At 40.6% G+C, this 25,692-nt stretch carries 20 protein-coding genes; 12 read left to right on the forward strand and 8 right to left on the reverse strand.

Going from position 1 to position 25,692, the window contains the following annotated elements:
• Positions 1 to 2,202: a bifunctional 23S rRNA (guanine(2069)-N(7))-methyltransferase RlmK/23S rRNA (guanine(2445)-N(2))-methyltransferase RlmL gene (rlmKL, locus tag I2F62_RS06850; protein ID WP_324626271.1), complete on the reverse strand. Its 2,202-nt coding sequence runs from the start codon at positions 2,200 to 2,202 to the stop codon at positions 1 to 3.
• A gap of 156 nt (positions 2,203 to 2,358) precedes the next feature.
• Here rlmKL and I2F62_RS06855 point away from each other — a divergent pair, with 156 nt between their 5' ends.
• A complete protein-coding gene (locus tag I2F62_RS06855; RefSeq protein ID WP_324626272.1) occupies positions 2,359 to 3,375 on the forward strand; it encodes an aspartate carbamoyltransferase catalytic subunit in 1,017 nt (338 codons plus the stop codon).
• A 9-nt stretch (positions 3,376 to 3,384) separates the two neighbouring features.
• Positions 3,385 to 4,626 carry a dihydroorotase gene (locus I2F62_RS06860; RefSeq protein ID WP_324626273.1) on the forward strand — a complete coding sequence of 414 codons (1,242 nt, stop codon included), beginning with the start codon at positions 3,385 to 3,387 and terminating at the stop codon, positions 4,624 to 4,626.
• An 84-nt stretch (positions 4,627 to 4,710) separates the two neighbouring features.
• Here the strand turns inward: I2F62_RS06860 and I2F62_RS06865 are convergent, their stop codons facing one another.
• Positions 4,711 to 7,308, reverse strand: coding sequence for an ATP-binding protein (locus I2F62_RS06865; RefSeq protein ID WP_324626274.1), 2,598 nt, complete (start codon positions 7,306 to 7,308; stop codon positions 4,711 to 4,713).
• 180 nt (positions 7,309 to 7,488) lie between these two features.
• On the opposite strand from I2F62_RS06865, the gene I2F62_RS06870 reads away from it, so the two are divergent.
• The 3 genes from I2F62_RS06870 (at position 7,489) to rpmE (ending at position 10,481) form a co-directional block, all read left to right on the forward strand.
• Positions 7,489 to 9,642, forward strand: a complete 2,154-nt coding sequence (locus tag I2F62_RS06870; RefSeq protein ID WP_324626275.1) for an AmpG family muropeptide MFS transporter — start codon at positions 7,489 to 7,491, stop codon at positions 9,640 to 9,642.
• A gap of 14 nt (positions 9,643 to 9,656) precedes the next feature.
• Positions 9,657 to 10,058 (forward strand): lactoylglutathione lyase, encoded by a 402-nt coding sequence (gene gloA / locus I2F62_RS06875; RefSeq protein WP_324626276.1) that lies wholly within the window; start codon positions 9,657 to 9,659, stop codon positions 10,056 to 10,058.
• 198 nt (positions 10,059 to 10,256) lie between these two features.
• Positions 10,257 to 10,481, forward strand: a complete 225-nt coding sequence (rpmE, locus tag I2F62_RS06880) for a 50S ribosomal protein L31 (protein ID WP_166323224.1) — start codon at positions 10,257 to 10,259, stop codon at positions 10,479 to 10,481.
• Between the two features lie 69 nt (positions 10,482 to 10,550).
• Here the strand turns inward: rpmE and I2F62_RS06885 are convergent, their stop codons facing one another.
• The 3 genes from I2F62_RS06885 to epmB are packed head-to-tail and all read right to left on the reverse strand — an operon-like array spanning position 10,551 to position 15,461.
• Positions 10,551 to 12,677, reverse strand: coding sequence for an EAL domain-containing protein (locus I2F62_RS06885; RefSeq protein WP_324626277.1), 2,127 nt, complete (start codon positions 12,675 to 12,677; stop codon positions 10,551 to 10,553).
• Entirely contained in the window at positions 12,674 to 14,431 is a 1,758-nt protein-coding gene (locus I2F62_RS06890; protein ID WP_324626278.1) for a PilZ domain-containing protein, read from the reverse strand. Before I2F62_RS06890 ends, I2F62_RS06885 begins: the two co-directional genes overlap by 4 nt.
• Before the next feature lie 16 nt (positions 14,432 to 14,447).
• Positions 14,448 to 15,461, reverse strand: coding sequence for an EF-P beta-lysylation protein EpmB (gene epmB, locus I2F62_RS06895; RefSeq protein WP_324626279.1), 1,014 nt, complete (start codon positions 15,459 to 15,461; stop codon positions 14,448 to 14,450).
• 70 nt (positions 15,462 to 15,531) lie between these two features.
• Here epmB and efp point away from each other — a divergent pair, with 70 nt between their 5' ends.
• The 6 genes from efp to I2F62_RS06925 all read left to right on the forward strand — a co-directional run bounded on the left by efp (position 15,532) and on the right by I2F62_RS06925 (position 21,515).
• Positions 15,532 to 16,101 (forward strand): elongation factor P, encoded by a 570-nt coding sequence (gene efp, locus I2F62_RS06900; RefSeq protein WP_324626280.1) that lies wholly within the window; start codon positions 15,532 to 15,534, stop codon positions 16,099 to 16,101.
• A gap of 188 nt (positions 16,102 to 16,289) precedes the next feature.
• Positions 16,290 to 18,368: a carbon starvation CstA family protein gene (locus I2F62_RS06905; protein ID WP_420713737.1), complete on the forward strand. Its 2,079-nt coding sequence runs from the start codon at positions 16,290 to 16,292 to the stop codon at positions 18,366 to 18,368.
• An 11-nt stretch (positions 18,369 to 18,379) separates the two neighbouring features.
• Positions 18,380 to 18,679, forward strand: a complete 300-nt coding sequence (locus I2F62_RS06910) for a YbdD/YjiX family protein (RefSeq protein WP_324626282.1) — start codon at positions 18,380 to 18,382, stop codon at positions 18,677 to 18,679.
• A gap of 146 nt (positions 18,680 to 18,825) precedes the next feature.
• Complete coding sequence (locus tag I2F62_RS06915; RefSeq protein WP_324626283.1) at positions 18,826 to 20,001, forward strand: pyridoxal phosphate-dependent aminotransferase; 1,176 nt, start codon at positions 18,826 to 18,828, stop codon at positions 19,999 to 20,001.
• Between the two features lie 88 nt (positions 20,002 to 20,089).
• Complete coding sequence (locus I2F62_RS06920) at positions 20,090 to 20,725, forward strand: CatB-related O-acetyltransferase (RefSeq protein ID WP_324626284.1); 636 nt, start codon at positions 20,090 to 20,092, stop codon at positions 20,723 to 20,725.
• 211 nt (positions 20,726 to 20,936) lie between these two features.
• Positions 20,937 to 21,515 carry a YceI family protein gene (locus I2F62_RS06925; protein ID WP_324626285.1) on the forward strand — a complete coding sequence of 193 codons (579 nt, stop codon included), beginning with the start codon at positions 20,937 to 20,939 and terminating at the stop codon, positions 21,513 to 21,515.
• Positions 21,516 to 21,860: 345 nt separating this feature from the next.
• Here I2F62_RS06925 and I2F62_RS06930 read toward each other — a convergent pair whose 3' ends face one another.
• The gene (locus I2F62_RS06930; RefSeq protein WP_324626286.1) at positions 21,861 to 22,571 is read right to left on the reverse strand and encodes a glutamine amidotransferase; all 711 of its coding nucleotides are present in this window, start codon (positions 22,569 to 22,571) and stop codon (positions 21,861 to 21,863) included.
• A 150-nt stretch (positions 22,572 to 22,721) separates the two neighbouring features.
• The gene (locus I2F62_RS06935) at positions 22,722 to 23,540 is read right to left on the reverse strand and encodes a 5'-methylthioadenosine/S-adenosylhomocysteine nucleosidase (protein ID WP_324626287.1); all 819 of its coding nucleotides are present in this window, start codon (positions 23,538 to 23,540) and stop codon (positions 22,722 to 22,724) included.
• Positions 23,541 to 24,262: 722 nt separating this feature from the next.
• Here I2F62_RS06935 and tsx point away from each other — a divergent pair.
• The gene (gene tsx / locus I2F62_RS06940; protein ID WP_324626288.1) at positions 24,263 to 25,114 is read left to right on the forward strand and encodes a nucleoside-specific channel-forming protein Tsx; all 852 of its coding nucleotides are present in this window, start codon (positions 24,263 to 24,265) and stop codon (positions 25,112 to 25,114) included.
• Positions 25,115 to 25,243: 129 nt separating this feature from the next.
• On the opposite strand, the gene I2F62_RS06945 is transcribed toward tsx, so the two are convergent.
• On the reverse strand, positions 25,244 to 25,692 hold a 449-nt coding region (locus I2F62_RS06945; RefSeq protein WP_324626289.1), incomplete at its 5' end, for an aldehyde dehydrogenase family protein.

Here is a 25,692-nt window from a genome sequence, read left to right on the forward strand (position 1 = left end):
TTAAACGGCAAAGTGTTTAATTTTCCATGCACGGTGGATTTTTTGATTGCGTTTGAAATCTAAACCAATAGTTTCATTGGTAATTTCAACCACATCAAACATGGCTTCAATTTCTTCATCCATTTCAAAACCACGGTAGTTATTTGAGAAATAGACCACGCCATCTGCACTTAGACGGTTCATGGCACGTTTTAACAATGACACATGGTCACGTTGTACGTCAAAAGTACCGTAAAACTTTTTCGAGTTCGAGAATGTTGGTGGGTCAATGAAAATCATGTCGTACTGTTCATGACCTTCTTTCAGCCAATCAAAACAATCGCCAGTAAAGAACATGTGTTGTTCATCGGGATGATCAACCGTTAAGCCATTTAAGACAAAGTTTTCTTTAGACCAATTAATGTAAGTATTTGAAAGATCGACACTGGTCGTACTTGCCGCGCCACCCAATGCTGCATGTAAACTTGCAGTTGAGGTGTAACTATACAAGTTTAAGAAATGCTTGCCTTTGGCTTCAGCAGCAATGCGTAAACGCATTTGACGGTGGTCTAAGAACAGACCTGTGTCTAAATAGTCAGTTAAATTGACTAAAATTTTGGCTTTGCCTTCTTGCACAATAAAACGTTTTGACGCAGTGCTTTGCTTGGTATATTGGTTTTTACCTTCTTGGCGTGCACGGGTTTTAATGAAAATAGCATCGCGGCTTAAACCTGTGACCGCACGAATAGCAGCTAATGCTAAGTTAAAACGCTTTTTGGCTTTTTCTGGGTCGATGGTTTTCGGTGGTGCATATTCTTGCACGTGTAAACGATCACCATATAAATCCACCGCAACGTTAAAGTCGGGTAAATCGGCATCGTACAAACGTAAGCAGTAAATATTTTCTTTCACAGCCCATTTTTTTAGTGCTTGTAAGTTCTTTTGCAAGCGATTGGTAAAATCTTGCGCACCTTCAATTTCGTCAAAGGTTTGTGGCTGCCAATTGGCCAAGAATGGTTGGCTATTTGCAACAGGTTTAACTTGCCCTAAACGAATGTAAATTGGCAATTTACCATTCATTAAACGTAAAGTTTCAGGCGCATTAAATGCCAATACATCGGCTTGTTCAATTTGTGCAGCAATAATTGCAGCGTATTGATTGGCGAAGTTTTTTTGTAATAATGCAGATAAACCTAAATATAACGCACGGTTCGAGGCTTTTTCACCTAAACGTTCGCCGTACGGCGGGTTGGTCACTACAAAAGCAGATTTGCTAGGGTCAAATTCAGGCCAGTCGGCAAGGGTGCGTTCTTCCAATTGAATTTGGTCAAGCAATTGCTCAAAACCTGCGGCAATAATATTTTGCTTGGTGGCTTTGACTGCTTCCCAGTCTGCATCGAAGGCGTAAAATTTCGGTAAGGTTTTTTCAAGCGCCGCTTCGTGGCGTGCCGCTGCTTCGGCTTTAATGTTCATCCACAATTCATGGTCGTGGCCATGCCAACCATTAAAACCAAAACGACGTACTAAACCCGGCGCGCGGTCGGTTAAAATCATTAATGATTCAATAATAAATGTACCTGAGCCACACATTGGGTCAAATACAATTTCAGGTTGGCGTTCATGTAATTTGGCTTTATGTAAAATTGCCGCCGCCAAGTTTTCTTTAATTGGCGCATCGGTCATATAACGGCGATAACCACGTTTATGTAAAGAATCACCCGATAAATCTAGGCAATAAGTGTGCGCGGTTTTACCTGCGGCAATGAAGAGGGTGATTTCAGGTTGTTTGGTGTCGATGCTTGGGCGTTTGCCGACTGCTTCCATAAAGGAATCGACCACGCCATCTTTGGCACGCAAAGTTGCAAACTGACTGTTCACTTTAATTTCACGGTCGACATGTAAGCGAATAGCAAACGTACTTTGTGGGGCAAAAATTAAAGACCAATCAAAGTTAATTGCACCTTCATACAATTCTTCTGCAACATCACGGGCATCGTGACTAAACGGAATGGCATGTTCTAAAATTGGCTTAACCACACGCGAAGCCAAACGTGACCACATGCAAATGCGGTAAGCAGTTTCAAGTGTTCCTTCAATAATGAGGCGACCCGGCTTACGCTCTACAGTTTTTGCACCTAACTGAGCAATTTCATCTTCTAATAGTAGCTCCAAACCATCGGCACAAGTAACCCAATAAGTAGATAAGCGTTGCGAGGCATTCATCAAAATTTCCAAAAACAAACAAGCAAAGGAGAATTTTACCGTATTTTTGAATTTTTCGCTTTGAATTATTTGCAGCTTTTTTGCCATTTTGTGACTGCGAAAAGTTCTCAATTTCAGCTACAATAGTGCCACTTCGCATAGCTAAAGGAATCTCTCATGCATTTGGCCGCATTGCATACCCCGAGTCAGATTCAACTCAATCAAGATGGTCATCTAAAACATTTTCTAACCATCGAAGGTTTATCGAAACAAACCCTTACTAAAATTCTCGATACCGCCCAATCATTTATTAATGAAAACAACCAATTAATTACCTCGCCATTGTTGGAAGGGCGCACGGTAATGAATTTATTCTTTGAAAACTCCACCCGAACCCGAACCACCTTTGAAGCTGCAGCAAAGCGCTTATCTGCCAATGTTTTAAATATTGATATTGCGCGTTCCAGTACCTCGAAAGGCGAAACCTTGAGGGACACGCTGTGGAACTTACAAGCCATGGCAGCAGACATTTTTGTGGTGCGCCACTCCTCATCGGGAGCGGCGCATTTTATTGCCAAAGATGTTTGTCCGAATATGGCCATTATTAATGCAGGTGATGGTCGTCATGCCCATCCAACCCAAGCCATGTTGGATATGCTGACTATTCGCCGTGCTACCAAAAAGCCATTTGAAACTTTAAGTGTTGCAATTATTGGTGACATTAAGCATTCACGGGTGGCGCGTTCAGATATTGCCGCATTGCAAACGTTAGGCTGTACCGATATTCGTGTGATTGCGCCGAATACCTTGTTGCCATTTGGTTTTAGTGAATATGGCGAAGGCGTGCGTTTATTTAACAATATGGATGCAGGCGTTGCCGATTGCGACGTGATTATTGCACTACGTATTCAAAACGAGCGAATTGATTCACCTGCGTTGTCTTCACAAGCTGAATTTTACAAAATGTATGGCTTAAATGAAGAGCGCTTGGCTTTGGCTAAACCCGATTGTATCGTCATGCATCCGGGGCCTATGAACCGAGGGGTAGAAATTGCATCGAGCATTGCTGATGGCCCACAATCGGTGATTTTACAGCAAGTAACGAATGGTATTGCTGCACGTATGGCGGTTCTTGCATTGACCATGCAAGGGCAGTTACAAGAACAAGGTTTAATTGAAGCAATCGCGGTTTAAGGAAAACTCATGAGCAGTGTAAAAATTGAAAATGTCCGTATCTTAGATCCAATTCAGCAATTAGACCAAATTCAAACCATCTATTTAAAAGATGGGCAACGTGTTGATGCCTTAGATTCGGTAGATCAAACCATTGATGGCACAGGACATTGGTTGATGCCCACCATGGTGGATTTATGCGCGCGCATGCGTGAACCGGGGCAGCAGCAACACGGCACTTTGGCATCGGAAGGTAAAGCTGCACGAGCAAATGGTATTTTGCATGTGATTACGCCGCCCGATTCAAAACCGATTGTGCAAGACAATGGTGCACTTATTCATGGCTTAGTTGAAAAAGCATGGCAAGATGCTCAAATTCATTTACAAATTATTGGTGCACAAACCCAAGGTTTAAAAGGCAAACAACCTGCCAATATGGCGGGTTTAAAAAAGGGCGGTTGTACTTCGGTATCCAATGCCAATGCGCCTTTTGCTGACGATGATGTGGTGATTCGTACTTTAGAATATGCCGCAGGTCTAGATTTAACCGTGGTGTTTTATCCAGAAGAACACCAAATTGCCAAAGATGGTTGTGTCCACGAAGGCTTTGTGGCGTCACGCCAAGGCTTACCCATGATTCCTGTAATGGCAGAAACCATTGCCATTGCCAAATATTTACTCATGATTGAAGCGACAGGCGTTCGTGCGCATTTTAGCTTACTTTCAAGTGGTGCAGCGGTTGAGTTAATTGCGGCTGCCAAAGCCAAAGGTTTGGCGGTAACGGCAGATGTAGCCATGCATCAACTGCACTTAACCGATGACTTAATTGATGGCTTTAATGCATTGGCACATGTGCGTCCGCCGCTACGTTCAGAGCAAGACAAAGTGCAATTACGCGAGGGATTAAAGTCAGGCGTGATTGATGCAATTTGTACCCACCATGAACCCTTAAGTGCTTCGGCAAAAATGATGCCTTTTGCTGAAACTGAACCCGGCATGAGTGCTTTTGACAGTTATGTCGCTTTGGGCACACAACTGGTACGTGAAGGTGTCTTTAGCCCATTAGAATGGGTGGAAAAAGTCACACTTTCCCCGGCAAAAGTCGCCAATATGCAAAACCGTTGGGCAAATGAGGCAGGTTGGGTGTTGGTTAATCCTGAAGAAAAATGGCAGTTAGACGCCAAAAGTATGTGGTCGCAAGGGAAAAATACCCCGTTAATTGGTCAACATTTACAAGGTAAGGTGGTCGCGGTTTTTGCTTTGCCAAAATAAACGATTGTTGCGAGCAGTTTTATTTTGAATAAAAACGCCGACAAAGATGTCGGCGTTTTTTATGGTGTCAGTTTTGACGTTGGCTTAAGAGGCACTCGCGTTTTCATCCACGCTGACATTTGCAGTGGCTTCTTTTTTCTTTTTGGCCTTGTTCTTTTTCTTCTTTTTGTCTTTTTCTTCCTCTACAAGTTCGCCATCTTCAATGGCTTGCCAATATTCAAGCTGCTGCATAACTGCGGCATAAATTGAATTTTTGCTGTAATTGCCTTTTTTATCAAGCTCACCGACAGGACGCGCCATTAAAATTTCGAGCGCTTGGTCAATGGTATTAATGGCGTGAATATGAAATTGACTTTCTTTTACCGCATCAATCACATCTTGACGTAACATTAAATGCTGCATGTTTTGTCGAGGGATAATCACCCCTTGTTTACCCGTTAAACCTTGTAATTTACAGGCATCATAAAAGCCTTCAATTTTAGCATTCACACCACCAATCGGTTGCACTTGTCCCAATTGGTTCATAGAACCTGTAATGGCCCAAGATTGATCAATCGGTAATTGGCTAATGGCTGAAATGAGTGCGGATAATTCTGCTACGGTTGCGCTATCCCCATCGACTTGGCCATAGCTTTGTTCGAAGGCCAAAGCGGCTGAAAAATGCAGAATTTGTTCACGACCAAAATGGGCTTTTAAGAAGCTCGACATCAATAACACGCCTTTAGCATGTAACGAGCCGCCCAATTCAACACTACGTTCGATATCTAAAATATCGCCCCCGCCTTGATACACCGATGCGGTTAAGCGAGAAGGCAGACCAAATTCGACATCTGCATAGTGAATCACCGACAGTGCATTAATTTGCCCTAAACGATAACCGCGCGTTTCAATCAGTTGTGTCCCGCGGGATAAATCTTGCCAATACAATTCTCGCAAATAGCCGAGTCGATATTGGCGATGTTGCAAGGCCAAATTAATGTGCTTATCGGTGACGGTTTTATCGCCTGATTGAGAGGCGTGATGATGCGATTCTCGAATTAAATCGCCGAGGGTTAATGCATGCAAAGACAATGAGCTTTGATCTTCCGCTTGGCGACTAGAGTCGGTAAGTAACGCCGCCAATGCCGAACGGTCGAAGGGAAGGAGTTTATCTGCCTGTACGTAGTTGGCAATGAGCTGCATATAGGCTTGTTCATTGTCTTCGTTACGCTGCAAGGTGTCGGTGAAGTCGGCACGAATTTTAAAAACGCTGCCCAATTCAGGTTCAAGTTCTAAAATTTCGTAATACACTTCAGGTTCCGCTAAAAGCACAACTTTTAATTGCAGCGGAATCGATTCAGGTTCAATTGAAATGCTGCCTGTAAGCGTCAGCATATGTTCAAGAGATGAAAGTTTAAGTTTTCCAGATTTTAACGCACGTTTCAAACCTTGCCATGCATAAGGTTGTTCAAGCAGCTGCTCGGCTTCGAGCATTAAAAAACCACCGTTGGCACGATGTAATGCACCGGCACGAATTAAGGTGAAATCTGTGGTGATGGTGCCATTTTGTGTCAGTTGCTCGACATGACCTAGCAAATTGTAGTGTGTCGGAAAATCTTCAAAAATAACCGGCGCACCGCTATTGGCTGCATTGCTAATAATGACATTGGCTTGGTAACGTGCCGGAATACGACTAAACATTGCAGGGGTGAAATCATCTTCATCCTGATCTAAAATCATTTCGACATTTTCGATAATGTCGTTGGCGTAATGTTTTAGATATTGTGCTAAACCTTTTACATTTTCAAACTTATTTAAAATCAGATCGATACGCGGTTGCACCACTTGGCGCGCAATGTCGCGGTTTAAATCGGACACTTGGTCGCGGGCATCATCTTCAAGCGTACCTAAATGCAGCCCAAGGCGATCGAGTTTTTTATCCATATAACGAATATTGGCATTAATTTCAGCACGTTGCTTGCTATTTAATGCAGCAAGATCATCGGCTGTCATTTCTTGCACAGTATCATCTTTATTTTGTACAGGCACAAAACAATGTTGTTCGTCGCGTGAAATCAGTTTTAGATTTAGACCTTCACCTTCTTTGGTCAGTTCAACTAACGCTTGTTGTTGTTCTTGTCCGGTATCTTGGCGGATGCGTTCAATGCGATTGTGGTAGGTTTCTGCACTAAAACGACGTTCTAATTGTTTTAAGATGACTTGCCATGCTTGATGCAATGCGGTTTGGAATTTTGTCCCCTGAGATGCAGGAAAACACAGCGCAATTGGTTGGCGCGCATTTTGAAAATTATTGACATACACCCAATCATTGGGCGTTGGCATGGTTTTGGCGTGTTGTTGGAGTAAACGCTTAATCATGGTGCGTTTACCTAAACCTGCCGTGCCCACGGCAAAAATGTTATAGCCTGAATACGGCAATGAAATGCCTGCTTCAACAGAAGCTTTAGCCCGATCTTGCCCTAAAAAATTATTTAAGGGTTTAATGCGGCGGGTTGAGGCAGGAATATGTTCTAAATCTAAGACATGCGTGAGTTGTTCGGGGTTCAGTTGAGTGTGCTGCAATGTTTTTAGTATTTCAGGTTGATCAAACGCAGAGTGAGTTGTTTGCTGAGCTTGTTGTTGGATTGAGTCTAATTTATTCGCAGAGAGTACAGAGTTCATTTGATCGAGTCTTTGGGTCACAGTTGAATTCCACAACACATGTTGATTGGAAATTTAAAGGTATACAGGTTTGGTCTAAAAGATCAAGCAACATACGTAAATTAACATGAAAAAAGCATAAAGCTGCGCTTTGATATTGCAAGATGCCGCGATAAGGGTTCAAATATCCATCTTAAAAGAACAATGGAATATTTCCAGACCATGACTTCGCAACGCCAAAGTTGGACGCAAGCCTTTCGCGCTTTTTTAGATCGTCGTGCTGCAATTATGCTGTTTTTAGGGTTTTCTGCAGGAATTCCGATTTTACTAATTTTTTCCAGCCTATCTTTATGGTTAGGTGAAGCAGGAATTGATAAAAGCGCAGTGACGTTTTTTAGCTGGGCTGCGCTCGGTTATTCCTTCAAATTCGTGTGGGCGCCCTTAATTGACGAATTACCTGTGCCCATCTTAACCAAAAAACTCGGTCATCGCCGTGCTTGGTTGTTAATTGCACAGTTGTTAATTGTCGCTGCAATTAGTTTAATGGCGTTTTCAAATCCGGCTTTGGGGCATGATGCATTAATTCAAATGGCGGTAGGTGCGGTGTTACTTGGGTTTTCTGCCGCCACGCAAGATATCGTCATTGACGCGTATCGGATTGAATTGGCTGATACCTCCATGCAAACGGTTTTAGCTTCGACTTATAATGCAGGTTATCGAATCGGTATGATTGTTGCTGGTGCTGGTGCCTTGTTCTTGGCTGCATCGCTTGGAACATCGAAAGGCAATTATATTTATAGCGCATGGCAATATACCTATTTAGCCATGGCTGCGGTGATGAGCGTTGGACTGATTACCACGTTAGTGATTCGTGAGCCCAAAGGGCAACGAAAAGAGCGACATTACCAAAAACAAGATTATTTCCGCTTGGTGTTTGTCTTTTTCTTGGCTGTAGGCAGTTTTGTCTTAAGCTATATTTTTCTTGGTCAAATGCTCGATGGATTAGAAAAAGCATGGCAAATCAAAGACAATATCGTTCTATTTGGCTTAGAAACGATTCGCTTTATTGCCTCTGGTTTTATTGCATTTGTGGTCGGAAGTGTGCTGGTTAAATTTGGTGTGGTGAACCGACAAATGGCGGTTGAAACATGGGTCACCCCCATTCAAGATTTCTTTGTGCGCTATGGCGTTAAACTTGCACTGTTTTTATTGCTGCTGATTGGTTTTTATCGGATTTCAGATATTATTGCCGGTGTCATTTCCAATGTTTTTTATCAAGATTTAAACTTTAGTAAAGAACAAATTGCCGCTGCGGTTAAAGTCTATGGGGTATTTTTCTCATTACTGGGTGGCTTTTTAGGTGGTTTATTGGCGCAGCGCATGAACATTATGAAATTGATGTTTGTGGGCGCTATTTTAGCCAGCGTAACCAATCTGATTTTTATTGGATTGGTGAAATCTGGCGAGCCTTTGGGGCAAGTGACGGTACATGTTGCTGGGCAGACTTATGTGACACAACCTGATGATGTTGGTTATTGGTCGGTAAATGTTCCGAATCAACAATTACAGACTCAACACGATCTGCTCATTCAAGCGCAATACAATTCAGTTACAGCGTCTAAATTTGAGCTAGATGTGCCGTATTTGGTAGAAACGAATCATCCACAGATTCTATTGTTTCCTATTCAAGCCAAGCATTTAGCAGCGGCGATTCAGCAAAAACAAAGTGTTGTGGTGACCGGACAAGTCACTGGAGTTAATGTTGCTGATTTAAATGCCGATGCGCCAGTCATATTAACGTTTTTAGGTAAAAATTATCCTGCAAAACTCGATGAACATGGCGTATTAAGTACGGCCATTTCTGGCGATCAATTACAAGCCCTGCCAAAAGATGCAATGGTTGCCAAGCTTAATTTTAAATCGAATAATGCAGCAGTTGTAGAAACACAGCTTCATTTACCGAGTTTGAATAAAATACAAAATACCGACTTAGATATTGATATCAGCCCAATTGCTGTGGTGAAACAAGGGCAAGGCAGCACAGAAATTAAAGGTAAAGTGATAAAATCTTATAATAAACTGTGGTTATATTTTGCCATTGTGGTGGATAACATGGCTTCGGGACTGGCTGGTGCTGCATTTATTGCATTTTTGTCGAGCCTAACCAGCGTGTCATTTACTGCGGTGCAATATGCCATTTTTAGCTCACTGATGACCTTAACGCCTAAAATTTTAGGCGGTTACTCAGGCACCATTGTGACCCATATTGGCTATCCAAAATTTTTCTTAATGACCACCTTAATTGGAATTCCTGTGTTGATTTTAGTGGCATGGGTTGGCAAATTATTGAAAGAACATCAGCAAATATCTCAGTAAAAAGGAAAAATATTATGCGTATGCTTCATACCATGTTGCGTGTAGGCAATTTAGAGCGCTCTTTGGCGTTTTATACTGAAGTACTCGGTATGCAACTGCTTCGTAAAAGAGACTATGAAGAAGGGCGTTTTACGCTAGCCTTTGTCGGTTATGGCGATGAAGCCAATCATACCGTACTAGAATTGACTCATAATTGGGATACCGAACATTATGAATTAGGCAATGCCTATGGCCATATTGCAATTGGTGTTGAAGATGCTTACCAAGCTTGCGCCGAGATAAAAGCGCGTGGAGGCAATGTGGTGCGTGAAGCAGGGCCAATGAAAGGCGGTGTGACTGTAATTGCTTTTGTCGAAGACCCAGATGGCTATAAAGTAGAACTGATTCAGCAAGATCAAAATGCACGGAATAACTAAGGAAATTGTTCGCAAAACAGTTTGAGTTCACGTATAATATGCCAAACTTGTTGAACCTTGCCCTAACCTGATGTGTTTCGGTGGGTCAAAAGAATGGTCTGTTATGGTGTTGATCTGCCCGAAAAGGCATTCCTTATTTTAAATAAGAGTGATCAATTGCGATGACAGCTTAACCTTCTTAACTTAGGAGAATCGACCATGCGCGCCGATATTCACCCAAAATATGAAACTTTAGTTGCTACTTGTTCTTGTGGTAACGTGATCGAAACTCGTTCTGCACTTGGTAAAGAAACAATTTACCTAGACGTATGTTCAGCTTGTCACCCGTTCTATACTGGTAAGCAAAAGAATGTAGATACAGGCGGTCGTATCGACAAATTCAAGCAACGTTTTGCTGGTATGTCACGTTCTATCAAACGTTAATCATATCTGTAAAAGAAAAAACGGGCATTTGCCCGTTTTTTTATGTCTACTTTAAGCTGCGACAAGGTCTTAATGACCTTGCACATCAATTAAAGCATCGCTTCTTTTTTGGAAATAATCACCTTGTAAATAACGTACATCCACATTCCATGCGTTGGCAAAGTTGGTCATGTCATCAAGTTTTGGCAAAATCAAATCGACAGGGTAGATGGTTTTGTATTCCTCAATGCTATTTTGCAATGGTTCTAGGGTACTGTCATTACCAAGGTTTTCACTTAAGTTCTGATTAAGAACAGCAAAATCTGGTTGAATGTGTTCAAGTACCGCTAAGCTTTCGTTGTTGATGCCAAAATCTCGGACGGCAATCAATACACCTTGAGATTTAATCATTTGTATACTTGGTTTTAATTGCTTGATATGCGCTGCCAGTTCTATGGTTGGGAATTGTAAAATTAACGGCATAGATTGGTGATGCACAAGGGTCAACAATTTTTCGATTAGGCTGAGCAACTGCTCGGGTGCATTGAATAAAATCTCAAGATTCAGATTAATCATCAATTTTGTATTTGGAAATTGGGTGCGGAAATTGTGTAGTTGTTTGCATGCTTCAACCAAAATCCAACGATCCAATTTAACTGATAACGATTGATCTTTTTTCAATTCGGCCAAATCGGCAAGATTTAACCATTGATGTTCATAAAATACGCCCGCGGTCACTTCATAAATATATAATTCAGTGTCTTGTTTGTCATAAAGTTGCTGATATTTTAAGTGAATTGAATTGTCTTCAATATTTTTTTCAATGGTGTTTAATAAGCTCAATGCCTTGTCTAGGTGTGCTCCTAATACAACCGGTGCTTCGTTTGGCTTGTGTGTTGGCGTAACGCTTTTTTCTATTGGTTTTGATTCAGTTTCTAAAGATGAGAATTGAATCTCTGGCATTGTGGTTGCTTCAAATTTTAATGGATGAGCGAAAGCTTGGGTGAGCAAATATTCGAACTGTTCAGAATTTTGAATGGCAGCATTTATGGACTTTGCGCCAATTTCAAACTGAGCCGCGTAATTATCTTGTTCCACTGGTATCAGTTGTGCTTTTAACAGCGGCTGCAAATTACGTAGTTTTGATTCCATGCGCTCTGTAGATGCCGCTTGGATTAAGCCAAAATAAGTCATGGCCGCAACTTTATAAACCGTGGTCTGAGTCTGCTCTTGTAGAAACTTTTGAACTTGTTGTAAGTATTCAGCGGTGAGTTTCGGGTTGAGATGGGCAAGGTCAGTATAAGGCGGGCTAATTCTAAACACTACCAACGTATTCTGATTCGCAGGTTCACTTAGCATTTTACGATTCAGTGCTTCATAGCTAGATACTGTGGTCGTTTCTGTCTGTACCGCCGTATTGATTACAGGTGTTTGTTGTTCTGTAGCAATAGTCAATTGCACCGTCTCTGCTGCATTGCCAGACAAAAATTCAAGTTTAAGCGTCGGTGATTCAACGTGTGGGTTTTGAGAATGAATTTCAAAGCTTGGTTGTTCAAAGTTATGCTGTGAAATACGCTTAAAAAATTTCTTAAAATTTTGAATTTCTTCAGGTTGTAAAATATCTAATAAAGGTAGGCCAATAATCTCATCTTCATTTTTTAGCCCGAAGAGCGCAAGATATTCTGCATTGGCATGCACATGGATGCCCTCATGAATTGTGGCAACGGCAAGTTTATTATCAATTGAATAATTTTGTAGCCGCGTTTCAAATTGGGCTAATTCAGTATGAAGATATTTTTGCGTTTGTAATGAACGGCTGTAGGATAAAGTCCGAACCAAGCCAATATAAAAACGATCGGGATAATCAAGATTAAATAAATCGTAAACCCCTTTATTGATAAAGCTCAGATATTGCGAAGGATTATAATTTTCATCATTCAACAATAAGAAAGGAATTTGAGGCTGTTGTGAGTGATGAATTAAAGTTAAGGCTTGCTCGACTTTAAAGTCATACGCCCGACCAAATAGCACAATATCCCATGAAGTATTCAGTTGTTTTTCAAAACTATGCACATCATCTAGTAGGTGAGCATTTACCGAATGACCTTTAGATTCTAATAACGCGACAATTTGGTTATAACGGATTTGATTATCATCAATAATGAGTAAACGAATATTTGTTTGTTTTAGTTTGTCAGATAAAAATGCATTTCTCATTTAAGACTTTCCCAAAGATCTTGTTTTTTTAGCGTTTCTGCATGCTGTTGGATAAACTGATCCAATAGAATCTGCTCATCGCTATTCAGCAATTCAAATTGCAACTGACTAAAGCTTTGGCTAATGACCTTCGCTTCATTCAGATAAATTTTAATGTTTCTTTCCCCTAAACGTAGAAAAACCCCTTGTTGAGATTTGAACGTTTGAGACCCCCAAACAATGATAGACAAATGTGCTTCATTTAACACCTGATTTTTTAAAATAAGTGCAGGCTGATAAGACAATAGGTCGCGTTCTTTAGTGAGTTGCACTGCGCACGGTGTAATTTCATCCGATAAAACTTCCACACCAAATTCAAAAGATTGATCTTTATTTTGTTTTAACCAGCGCACCGTGCCGCCACGCCAAGGTGATTTTTCGTTTTCTTGGACTAAAATAAACTCGCCAGTACGTAACTGTTTAGGCACCGGATTCGGTGAACGCATACGATAACCATTCACACTGATATCGATAACTGTGCAGCTATGTACTTGTTTTGATTCTGGATTTAAGGTTTTATAATGTTGATTTGCAGATGCAACGTCACTATTCCAAGTCGATAATGATTTGGCACTTTGCTGTTGGACATTAACTTTACGCCCAAGCTGTAATGTATCTTGAAACGGCAGGCCATGCGATAGATGAAAGTGTGCACTTTGAATGCTAAATACCATTTGCACGGTAGAGTTGAAGTTATAACGTTCATAGCGCCGTTCAGGCAGGCTGTTTAATACATGTTGTAGATGAAAAATAAGCGAAGGGCTTAAATGACGGCGTTCTATTGCAGAAATCTGCGGGTTATTTTCTAAATTGGCAAGATTAATATGTTTAACTAAATCTTTAACTTCAATAAATACAATAGATTCATCGGTTCTTTTTTTGACGCTGTTTAGCGAAGGCGGTAAATCACTTTCAAGGTCAACAAAATATCGAGAGTGACTATTTTCATGCGTTGATAACCCAATTAAGTTAACCCATTGAAAGGTGCACTGATACAGGGCAGTAATTTCAATAGGACGAATTTGATGGGTATTTAAAATATCCATTAATAAAATTTGCGTATAAATCTGGGTGATTGTGGTCAGTTTAGATGTATTGGTTTGAATATGTTGGATTTTTTCAGACTGAAATTTATGTTGCTGTGCTAATTTAAATAAATGATGGCCTGCGAGCGACTGTCCCATTAATCGATTGGTGTAAACAACGGTTTGTTGGAATCGGAGTAAACTGAATTGTTCGAGTGCATAATAGGTGCTCAGCGTTCGTACTCTAGACAAGGCCTTTTTTTGTTTAAATGCAAATAATGATATTTGATTATTTTGAATCGTTTGATCGCTTTTTTGCGCAATATCTAAATAAATACGCGCTAAATAGCAACGAAATTGTTGTGCTAATTCAATAGTATGATAGTTAAATGCAGACAGATGATGCGATTGATCGATAAATTGTTTTTCGAGTAATCCTAAGACTTGTTCGATAGGCAAATGTAGAGTTTGAATTAGATCGAAACGAAGCAGTTCATCACACTCTAATTCTGAAACTTCAATAAGTGCATTAAATAATAATTTCGAGCTGTCCCCCAATTGCACGACAGGCAACTTAGCCAACCACCGTTGAAGCGAGGCTAGGTTGGCATCACAAAAGCTAAGCATCGGTCTACGCTGCCCAGCGGACAGCATAAAAAAATCTGACGGAGGAGTTTCAATCGTTGTCATTATTCGCCCTTATTAATTAAAACGTTTCTCCATAGAGAGGGGTTTTATTTTTTTCACCAGCAATTTCTCTGACCAATTTCGGGACCAAATATCCGGGTAGTTTCGCCAGCAACTCAGTATAAATTTGGTTGATTTGCGCTGAATCAAGGTCAAAATGTTGCGCACCTTTGACTTTGTCTAAGACGTGCAAATAATAAGGCATCACATTGGCTTCGAATAAACGATAACTTAGGTCGGCTAAAATTTCTGCACAATCATTGACGCCTTTGAGAAAAACCGCTTGATTTAGAACTGTTATTTGGTGTTTTGTCAAGTTTTTTAATTGATCAATGGTGTATGGATCAAGTTCTTTGGCATGATTTGAGTGTACCACCACAATGCATTGCAACCTACAATTTTTTAATAAAGTGATAAATTCATCATCAATTCGGCTTGGGGTGACAATAGGAACACGCGTGTGAATCCTTAAAAATTTAACCTGTGGCACGCTTTCCAGTCGCTTAATCCAAAGTTCTAATTTGGCATTGGTTAAGGTAAGAGGATCGCCACCGCTTAAAATAATTTCATTAATCTGTGGGTTTTGCTCGATATAGTCACGAATATTATCCCAATCATTATTTTTAGGTAGATTTTCTTGATAAGGAAAATGTCTACGGAAGCAGTAACGGCAATGCACCGCACACGCACCTGTCAGAGTCAGCAAAAAACGAGATTGATATTTATGTAGAACGCCAGGAAGTTGATTGGCTTCTTTTTCTCCCAGTGGATCGGTGACAAATTCAGGATGATCTTCTAATTCTAAATGATGGGGTAAAACTTGAAGTAACAGGGGATCTAAAGCATCGCCGACATTCATTTTTGCAACGAAAGCACGGGGAACACGCAGCTTGAATTGTTCAGAAGCTAAAATAGCCCCTGATAATAATTGATCTGTTGAGAGCTCAAGTTGCTGAAGTAACTCTTTTGGATCGGTAATTAGATCACTAAGTTGTGTTTTCCAGTTTTGCTCTTGGTACAAATAGTTTATCATGCGACGTGTTAAAAATAATGCTAGTCTAGCATTAATTGATTTAAGTTAGTAAGTTTGGAGTGAGCCAGTCATGGCCAATTATTCTACAAATGATTTTAAGCAAGGCTTAAAAGTCATGCTCGATGGTAACCCATGTTCAATCATGGAAAATGAATACGTAAAACCGGGTAAAGGCCAAGCATTTAACCGTGTTAAATTGCGTAACCTTCGCTCGGGTAAAGTATTAGAAAAAACCTTTAAATCTGGTGAAGTTTTAGAAGCAGCTGACATTGTAGAAGTAGAAATGGAATACTTATACAACGACGGCGAAATGTGGCACTTCATGGATCCTGAATCATTTGAACAGCTTGCTGCTGATAAAACAGCAATGGGCGATGCTTCAAAATGGTTAAAAGACGATTCGAATGCAAAATGTTCAGTGATGTTATTTAATGGCGTGCCATTAAATGTCAACGCACCGAACTTTGTTGTATTACAAATTGTTGAAACAGATCCAGGTGTTAAAGGTGATACGGCTGGTACAGGCGGTAAACCTGCAACGCTTGAAACCGGTGCTGTGGTACGTGTTCCTTTATTCGTGCAACAAGAAGACAGCATTCGTGTTGACACGCGTACGGGCGAATATTTAGAACGTGCATAATGGTCATTAAATAGACTATGATAAAAGGGTGACGCATGTCGCCCTTTTTTTATGCCAAAGTCGTAGATAAAAATATATAAATGGGGTGTACAGTCACAGGGAAGAATATAAATTGTAATAAAAACAATCAAGTTTTTATGAAAAAATAGGCGAGGGATGTCATGGATCGTGATCTACGTCAGCGTAAAATGTCAATTACATCAATAATGCTGTGGGTTATTGTTGCGGTAATTGGCGCAGTTTCTTTTGGAATGCTTGCTTTAAGCCGAGGTGAGCAAATTAATGCAGTCTGGCTTGTACTTGCTGCATTATGTACTTATAGCATTGCATATCGTTTTTATAGTTTATATATCGCTAAAAATATTTTTGAATTAAATCCACGTCGTTTAACGCCTGCGCATCGCTTAGCTGACGGCTTAGACTACGTTCCAACCAATAAATATGTATTATATGGGCATCATTTCGCAGCCATTGCCGGTGCAGGGCCTTTGGTTGGGCCTATTCTAGCGGCACAAATGGGTTTTTTACCGGGTACAATTTGGTTGTTGGTCGGTGTGGTTTTTGCAGGTGCAGTGCAAGATTTCTTGGTTTTATTTATTTCCACGCGCCGTGACGGTCGTTCACTCGGTGAAATGGCAAAACAAGAACTTGGAACCTTTGCCGGTATTATTGTGATGCTTGGAACGCTTGGGGTGATGATTATTATCCTTGCCGTTTTAGCATTAGTGGTGGTTAAAGCGCTTGCCCATAGTCCTTGGGGAGTGTTTAGTATTGCCGCAACGGTGCCAATTGCATTATTTATGGGCGTGTATATGCGTTTTATTCGCCCAGGTAAAATTGCAGAAATTTCAGTAATTGGCTTTGTGTTGATGATGCTCGCGATTGTTTACGGTGGTCATGTCGCAGCAGATCCATACTGGGGCGAATTCTTTACTTTAACGGGTACGCAACTGACGTGGTGTCTGATTATCTATGGCTTTATTGCCTCAGTATTGCCAGTTTGGCTATTGCTTGCACCGCGTGATTACTTATCGACCTTTTTAAAAATTGGTGTGATTGCCGGTTTGGCGGTAGCTATTGTTGTGGCATTACCTGAACTGAAAATGCCTGCGGTCACGCATTTTATTGATGGTACCGGTCCTGTATTTGCAGGCAGTTTATTTCCATTTTTATTTATCACCATTGCTTGTGGTGCAATTTCGGGCTTCCATGCCTTGGTTTCGAGTGGAACCACCCCTAAATTGGTCGATAACGAAAGCCACATTCGTATGATTGGTTATGGTGGCATGCTTACGGAATCGTTTGTTGCAATTATGGCGCTCATCTGTGCAACCGTGCTTGACCCAGGTGTTTACTTTGCCATTAACTCACCTGCGGCATTATTAGGAACAGATCCGCAATCTGCAGCAGAAGCCATTCGCCAAATTGGTTTTGTGGTAACGCCTGAGAGTTTAACTGTACTTGCCAAAGAAGTCGGTGAATCTACGGTGCTTTCACGAGCCGGTGGTGCACCAACCTTTGCGATTGGTATGGCGCATATTTTATCTGAATTATTCAATAATCGTTCAATGATGGCTTTTTGGTATCACTTTGCTATTTTGTTCGAAGCCTTATTTATTTTAACAGCAGTCGATGCAGGAACTCGTGCTTGTCGCTTTATGGTGCAAGACACAGTCGGTATTGTTGTTCCTTCAATTAAAACATCACGTTCATTTGTGGGTAATTTGATTGGTACCTTTGTCGCGGTGGGTGGATGGGGCTACTTTGTTTATCAAGGTGTTGTCGACCCATTAGGTGGAATTAACTCTTTATGGCCATTATTTGGTATTGGCAACCAAATGCTTGCCGCCATGGCGTTAATTTTAGGTACGGTTATTTTATTTAAAATGAAAAAAGACAAATTTGTGTGGGTTACCATTTTACCTACCATTTTCTTGGTCGTGACCTCAATGACTGCGGGTTGGCAAAAAATATTCCACAGCAATCCGAAAATTGGCTTTTTGGCACAAGCCAACAAATTTTCAGATGCGATTGCACGTGGTGAAATTTTAAAACCTGCTAAATCGTTAGAAGAGATGCATACCATTGTGTTGTCGAATCAGATTAATGCCAGTTTATGTGCATTCTTTATGATTGTATTGGTGGTGATGATTATTGCTTCAATAGGTGCGGTGCGTCGTGCATTGGCAAGTAAAACGCCTACCGTAAAAGAAGCGCCTGCGATTTATGTCGATGAAGAAGCCAGTGCGGCAAGTTTGCAAAAATAAGGAGAGTATTAATGAAACTTAAATATGCAAAACAAGGCGCAACGGTGCTGACCAAAATTATTAAGATGACCATTATGTCGCAAAAACATTTGGTTTTATCTCCTAAAAATTGGTCGAAAATTGCGACTCTTTGGCAGCGGTTGCAGCAAAGTTTTAGATTAATGGTGGGCGTGCCAGATTACACCACCTATTTAAATCACATGCAGCAACATCACCCCGATTTAAGCCCAATGGATGCGAAGACGTTTTACCGTTACTGTGTGGACGCGCGTTATCCATCGGCAGGGAATTTAAAAAAATGCCCATGCTAAATTAAATTTAAACGGTACTGTGAAAATGGCAGATGCTTCGGCATATGCCATTTTTTATGGCTAAATTTTAGTGCGTATTTTTAACTCAAAAGTTCGCCATTTTTGCTATGATTCTCAGCAAAATAATTCAATCCTCTGATGAAACAATGAAAATTTCTAAACGCGCACAATCTATTGCACCATTTTATGCCATGGCATTTGGTGCAAAAGCGGCAGATTTGGCTGAACAAGGCCATCCGATAATTAAGCTTAGCTTGGGGGAACCCGACTTTGGAGCACCACCTGCGGTCATTGAAGCGGGTAAAAAGCTCATGGATGGTCGCGCGCTCGCATATACTTCTGCTTTAGGATTGCCCGAATTACGCCAAAAAATTTCAGAGTTTTATCTGCACCGACATGGTGTATCTGTCGATCCTAAACGGATTATTGTTACTGCGGGTGCATCTGCGGCATTGCTATTACTCACCGCGGCATTGGTTGATCATGGCGATGAGGTGATGGTTGGTGATCCATCTTATCCATGTAATCGGCAATTCTTAAGCAGTTTTGGTGCAGAGGTGGAATTGGTTGCAACCGATGCGCGCACGTATTATCAATTGAGCATGCAGTCGGTACAGCAACATTGGACGGCAAAAACCACTGGATTAATGATTGCAACACCATCGAATCCGACGGGTACGTCCATTCCAATAGATGAATTAAAGCAAATTTGTGCGTGGGCACAGCAACATCAAGCATGGCGAATTATTGATGAAATTTATTTGAATTTGGCCGACCCTGATGCCGAAGGCAATGTTCCACAAACGGTATTAAGTTTTGATCCAGACGCAATTGTAATTAATAGCTTTTCGAAATATTTTGGCATGACGGGTTGGCGCTTAGGTTGGTGTGTGGTGCCCGAAGAGTTAGTGCCAATCATTGAGAATTTGGCGCAAAATTATTTTATCTGTCCATCAACCATTGCGCAGTATGCAGCATTAGAATGCTTTACTGAAGAATCTTTGGCAGTTTGTGAGCAGCGCCGTGAAATTTTTATGCAGCGTCGTCAATTGGTTTTAGCCGCGTTAAAACGTATTGGTCTGCCTGTGCCAGTTGAACCAGATGGGGCGTTTTATGTGTATTTTGATGTCAGTGCTACGGGGCTGAGTTCTTGGCAGTTTTGCGAGCGAGTATTGCAAGAAGCGCATGTGGCATTAACGCCAGGGCAAGATTTTGGTCATGCTCAGGCCGAAACGCATGTGCGCTTATCTTATGCCGCATCGACCGAGCATTTAGAGCAAGCATTACAACGCATAGAAAATTTTGTGCGTTCATTAAACTAAACCCTGTTTGTAGATTTAAAAAACCGACAATGGGAATGTTTGGCAATTGGGGTATAATGCCGCATTCCTTTTTTGTATCACAACATTTATGCATCAAAGCCACACAGACTTGCCGGTGAAACATTGGTGTGAATTTGAGTTTATCTCTAAAACGGTTAAAAATCCCAATATCCACATTTCAGGAAATTACAGTTATTACAGCGCATTTTGGGATCGCGGTTTTGAACGGTCAGTGGTGCGTTATTTACACGATAAACCTTCCACAGCAGAAAAACCAATAGACCAGTTATACATTGGCAATTTTGTTTCCTTTGGTGCGGAATGTGTGATTATGATGGGCGGAAACCAACTGCACCGCACAGATTGGATTGCCGCATTTCCCTTTGATACGCGTAGTTTTGTGGCTGCGGGCGATACCGTCATTGCTGATGGTTGTTGGATTGGTAGTCGTGCCATGATTATGCAAGGGGTTAAATTAGGCGAAGGGGCAGTGGTTGCAACGGGTGCAGTTGTGACCAAAGATGTACCGCCATATGCTGTCGTGGGTGGGGTGCCTGCCAAAATTATTAAATATCGTTTTCCAATCGACAAAATTCAAAAGTTACTTGCTCTTAAATTGTATTCACTGAATGAAAAGCAAATTTTGAGCATGCGTGAGCAATTACAAACCGATGATGTCGATCAGTTATGCAACTACATTATGGCATTAAAAACGCAAAATTAAGCTTTTTTTATTAAAAATGGGCTTTAGATTGGCGTTTCCAGTTTTGATATTTGTGAGTCTGCTAAAAATAAAGCGACTTAAAATTCGTAAAATGGATTGAATCACGGGCAGTGTTGCATGAATGCAACAAATCGTTTTATGCTTAATAATGTACTTTATCCTTAAATGATTATAATTTTGAGAATATTCTAACGTAATGGAAATAAACAAAATGACTTTAAAAACATTATCTCTAGGTTTGGCTGTTGCGGTTGTAAGTTCTATGAGTATGGCTGCGCCAGTGGCTTATGATATCGATCCAACCCATACAGCAACGGTATTTTCTTGGAATCATTTTGGTTTTTCTACACCAAGCGCAAATTTTAGCAATATCCAAGGTGTAATTAATGTTGATAATGCTAAACCATCAGCATCTACAGTGGATGTAACCATTCCTGTAAGCAGCGTAAATACCAATGTGCCTGCGTTGGATAAAGAATTCCAAGAAGAAGGTTGGTTTAATGCCGAGAAGTATCCAAACATTACCTTTAAAAGTACCAAAGTTGAAACCAAAGACAAAAAACATTTCAAAATTACAGGTAACTTAACCGTTAAAGGTGTAACTAAACCTGTAGTGTTGAACGCGGTATTGAATAAACAAGCTGTTCATCCAATGACAAAATCACCTGCAATTGGTTTAAATGCAACTACTTCATTTAACCGTTCAGAATTTGGTATCGGCAACTACGTGCCAAATGTTGGCGATAAAATCACTGTAAACATTACCGTTGAAGCTGAAGCGAAAAAATAATATTCCTTAAAACAGCGATTTATTAAAGATGAAGCCTGCATAATGTAGGCTTTTTTTTGTTTTAAAATCAGAAAATACAACGCTTTTTTCTGTTTTTTTATTTTTATAAAAACAAATCTGCACCAAGAAAATGAAGAAACAAAACCCATTGACCCAATTGTTATACCCGTTATTTGTATTTTGCTGTCTTAAAAAAGATTAATCGAGCAGATGACGATTGCACACAGTTTGCAGATAGGTAATACCCATGTGATGAATCACATGTTTATTCGAATGTGAAACACGTGTGCTACCGCTAAATATCTTTAAAATAGGATAGGGCAGCCGCCTGCCCAAAACCTAATCTTATAAGTTTAAATTCTTTAAAAATTCGTGGATAACTGCTTGCGCGGCATGTTCAAGCGTTGTTGCATATTTTTGGTTGTCTTGGCGTAACTGTGGAATAGCAATGCCTGCATGGCGTAATTCACAGGTATTTCCAATGAGCCAACTTTCGAGGCTATCGTGTGCAACTTCAACATGAAATTGTAACCCAAGAATCTGTTTACCTACGGCAAATGCTTGGTTAGGGTAAATGCTTGAGCTTGCCAGTAATGTCGCCTGTTCAGGAAGGTCAAAGGTATCGCCGTGCCAATGTAAAACAGCCGTTCCGTTGAGTGCGGCTAACGGATTATTTTCAATTTCGGCAATGCTTAGCTCACTCCAGCCAATTTCTTTTTCATGCCCCGCATAGACTTTAGCACCAAGTGCATGCGCAATGAGCTGCGCACCTAAACAAATGCCAAGGGTTGGTTTATTTTGCGCAAGACGCTGTTTTAATCCTGCAATTTCATCGATTAAAAATGGATAATCTTCCTGCTCATACACCCCGATTGGCCCACCTAAAAGAATGGTGAGTCCATCATATGCCAAAGCAGGACTTAAATCGTCTATACCTGCTTCAAAATAGCGAATGCGAAATCCAAGCTGATAAAAAACATCCTCTAAAGAACCTAAATCTTCAAAAGCCAAATGTTGAATTGCGTAGATGGTTTTATGGTGTGGAAACGTGGTCATGATGATCGACAATCTATGTACTTTACATCATCACAGCATTTCTCTTTTTGTTAGAAATGGCAAGTCAGATTGTATAATTTTTCTTGAATATTTGCTGAGATGAAAAAAAGTTGATGAATCGTGCGGATTCATCAACCCAATCAGACGATTTTATTTTTTAGCGTTGGCAAGATAAGTCGTTGCAACATCTAATGCATAATCTTGGCAGGCTTCACCAGTATTTGGATTATATGCGCCATTGTTGGTTGCGTTATTTGATAACACGCGAATCCCTAAGAATGGAACTTTATATAGTGATGCAACTTGAGCCGCAGATGCTGTTTCCATTTCTTCTACTGACGTTTTATAGGTGTCGTGGAATAATTTAATGCGGTCTAATTCGTTATTCCATACATCGGCAGAGCCAATCACGCCTTCAACGACACGACCTTTGGTATAAGTGCTTTTAATGCTGTTTGCTGTTTGAATCAGCTTGTCGTCACCTGCAAATGTTAAGTGGCGTGATGCTTCGGCATCCGAATTGTCATTAGGTAATACATTAAAGGGTTTGTTCCACGTCAAAGCATTTGAACCTTCACCAAGCGCTTTTTTAGGTGTAATGAATGCACCAATATTTTCCGATTGTTTGCCAAGCACAATATCAAAAACGTTTAATGCTGGATCGTGCCCACCCGCCGTACCTTGGTTAATAATCGCAGCAGGATGATAATGTTCAATGGCAAGTGTAGTTGCGGCAGCAGCGTCGGTCATGCCCATACGGGTACGCGAAATCACAATCGGTTGGCCCTTATATTTGCCTTCCCAAAATTGCCAGCCACCATAAGTTTTGCTTTTAACATGAGTCAATTTGCTGACCATGTGGTCGGTTTCGATGTCTAAAGCCCCTTGAATAACCACAGGCGCTTGTGCATATAAATGACCTGTGAGTAAAAGTCCAGCAGCGAGAAATGCGGGTTTAAGAATTTTCATGGGATATGTCCTTTGAATAGGCTGATTTAAAGCATGGAATCTATTAAATAAAGGGTTGTGCTGATTTGGGGCTGTAATTGGCATCCATTAATTTGAGGTATGGAATTGCATGATTCTAGTTTGGTGTGCACTCATTAGGGCACTGCAACTCAATCATCCATTTTAGTTGCCGCAAAATTGAAGTGATTCAATAGACGTGAAAAAGGTAACACCACAAATAATTGCTACATTTAAAAAATCCAAATCTATCGCGTTAACCAGATGATCTCATCGGATTAAGCAAGCGATGTGCCAAGTTGCTTCAGCTAAAAAATTTTCTAATTATTCATTCTCTTGGGGATGCCTGCAAGCAATAATTTAGAAAAAATAGGCAAAAATGCTGGGTGTTGTTACAAAAAGATAAAAAATTCAGTGAGTTATTGGTTGGTTTGTCTTGTTAAAAGTAACTTGTTGTATTCTATAGTTAATAATATATAATGACGCGATTTTAAAATATCAGAATTGATACTTTTGTGGATAAATTCGAGATTTTTCCAGCCTAAACGCCAAAAAAATCTCGAATTTAAACAGTTCTGTGCAAAATCTGTAACTTAAGCGATATGCCTGTTTAACTAGCACATGGCATAGTACTTGCTGAAAACTATTTTTATTTATATGTCTTTGTTTTTAAGGCATGTTCTCTGAATGATTCTGAATAGACCAAATGCATAGGAGCGATTGGTATGGGTTCAATGAAAACACTAAGTTGTGCAGTTCTTGCAGCCTTAGCGGTATGTGGTACTCAAGCAGCAAAGGCGGGTGATTTTGTAAATACCACACTTTGGGGTATTTACAGTAACAATATTATGTTTGGCCCACATCCTGCTGAAAATGGCTATTTAGAGCTTGAATATTTTGGTCAAAAAGGTCCTGTCGATCTTTATGGTTACCTTGATGCACCAAAATATTTCGGCGGTAATCGCAACATTAAAGGTGTTTGGGATAAAGACAGTTCAAAATTATTCATGGAACATGAACCAAAATTATCTATGAATCGTTTAACAGGCAAAGATTTATCTGTTGGGCCATTTAAAGATTGGTTCTTGGCAGCAGATTGGATTGTTGACGCTGGTACAACTACAGATTCACGTCAAAATACCTTGTATTACGGTGTGGGTACGTCAATTGACACACATACGAAATTAGGTATGAATGTAAATGTTTATGCCAAACAACAGTGGGAAAACTACGGCGCTGCCAACGCGTATACCTCAAATGATGGTGGTCGTTTACAAGTTCAGTTCTTCTATCCGTTACACACTTTTGAAAATGGCGCGAGCTTAAATTATTTCACCTTTAGTAACTATGACTTTGGTTCGAAGTTAGGCGATAAAACTGAAGGCGGTTATCGCACCAATGAAGCGTTTGTTTCAACACATGTATTCTCTTATAACATGAAACATTTACGTCTATTTACTGCTGCACGTTATTTCCATAACGGTGGGCAATGGAAAGATGGCGCAACAACATCTTGGGGCGATATGCTAACCAATAATGGTTGGGGATATTACGTAGCAGCAGGTTATCAATTCTAATTATAACCATTGCTATAAATCAAAAGCTGTCAGGTTCGCCTGACAGCTTTTTTTATGGATGAAAAAAATGCAGCTCACTTGCGTCAACTGCATCTGGAAAACTTAAAAATTAAAAATAATGGCTAAAACTTAGAAGAAGCCCATTGGTTTTGTTGCATAGCTGACTAGCAAGTTTTTGGTTTGTTGATAATGATCAAGCATCATTTTGTGGTTTTCACGGCCAATGCCCGATTTTTTATAACCACCAAAGGCTGCATGGGCAGGATACATGTGGTAGCAGTTGGTCCACACACGACCGGCTTCAATTGCACGACCTGCACGATACGAGGTATGCGCTGAACGTGACCAAACCCCAGCGCCTAAACCATAAATGGTGTCATTGGCAATTTTAATCGCTTCATCAAAGTCTTTAAACGTGGTGACAGAAAGCACAGGGCCAAAGATTTCTTCTTGGAAAATCTTCATGCTGTTGTTGCCTTTAAAAATGGTCGGCTCGATATAAAAACCTTCGCCAATTTCGTGACGTGCCGCACCACCCGTTAAAAGCTGCGCACCTTCATTACGACCAGTATTAATAC

Origin of the sequence: Acinetobacter sp. MD2(2019) (assembly GCF_035615615.1) — a bacterium.
Classification (GTDB): Bacteria; Pseudomonadota; Gammaproteobacteria; order Pseudomonadales; family Moraxellaceae; genus Acinetobacter.

Excerpts from the sequence above, each read along its gene's own strand:
- rlmKL (WP_324626271.1), bottom strand. The coding sequence starts at position 2,202 with ATGAATGCCTCGCAACGCTTATCTACTTATTGGGTTACTTGTGCCGAT.
- I2F62_RS06855 (WP_324626272.1), top strand. The coding sequence starts at position 2,359 with ATGCATTTGGCCGCATTGCATACCCCGAGTCAGATTCAACTCAATCAA.
- I2F62_RS06860 (WP_324626273.1), top strand. The coding sequence starts at position 3,385 with ATGAGCAGTGTAAAAATTGAAAATGTCCGTATCTTAGATCCAATTCAG.
- I2F62_RS06870 (WP_324626275.1), top strand. The coding sequence starts at position 7,489 with ATGACTTCGCAACGCCAAAGTTGGACGCAAGCCTTTCGCGCTTTTTTA.
- gloA (WP_324626276.1), top strand. The coding sequence starts at position 9,657 with ATGCGTATGCTTCATACCATGTTGCGTGTAGGCAATTTAGAGCGCTCT.
- rpmE (WP_166323224.1), top strand. The coding sequence starts at position 10,257 with ATGCGCGCCGATATTCACCCAAAATATGAAACTTTAGTTGCTACTTGT.
- I2F62_RS06885 (WP_324626277.1), bottom strand. The coding sequence starts at position 12,677 with ATGAGAAATGCATTTTTATCTGACAAACTAAAACAAACAAATATTCGT.
- I2F62_RS06890 (WP_324626278.1), bottom strand. The coding sequence starts at position 14,431 with ATGACAACGATTGAAACTCCTCCGTCAGATTTTTTTATGCTGTCCGCT.
- epmB (WP_324626279.1), bottom strand. The coding sequence starts at position 15,461 with ATGATAAACTATTTGTACCAAGAGCAAAACTGGAAAACACAACTTAGT.
- efp (WP_324626280.1), top strand. The coding sequence starts at position 15,532 with ATGGCCAATTATTCTACAAATGATTTTAAGCAAGGCTTAAAAGTCATG.
- I2F62_RS06905 (WP_420713737.1), top strand. The coding sequence starts at position 16,290 with ATGTCAATTACATCAATAATGCTGTGGGTTATTGTTGCGGTAATTGGC.
- I2F62_RS06910 (WP_324626282.1), top strand. The coding sequence starts at position 18,380 with ATGAAACTTAAATATGCAAAACAAGGCGCAACGGTGCTGACCAAAATT.
- I2F62_RS06915 (WP_324626283.1), top strand. The coding sequence starts at position 18,826 with ATGAAAATTTCTAAACGCGCACAATCTATTGCACCATTTTATGCCATG.
- I2F62_RS06920 (WP_324626284.1), top strand. The coding sequence starts at position 20,090 with ATGCATCAAAGCCACACAGACTTGCCGGTGAAACATTGGTGTGAATTT.
- I2F62_RS06925 (WP_324626285.1), top strand. The coding sequence starts at position 20,937 with ATGACTTTAAAAACATTATCTCTAGGTTTGGCTGTTGCGGTTGTAAGT.
- I2F62_RS06930 (WP_324626286.1), bottom strand. The coding sequence starts at position 22,571 with ATGACCACGTTTCCACACCATAAAACCATCTACGCAATTCAACATTTG.
- I2F62_RS06935 (WP_324626287.1), bottom strand. The coding sequence starts at position 23,540 with ATGAAAATTCTTAAACCCGCATTTCTCGCTGCTGGACTTTTACTCACA.
- tsx (WP_324626288.1), top strand. The coding sequence starts at position 24,263 with ATGGGTTCAATGAAAACACTAAGTTGTGCAGTTCTTGCAGCCTTAGCG.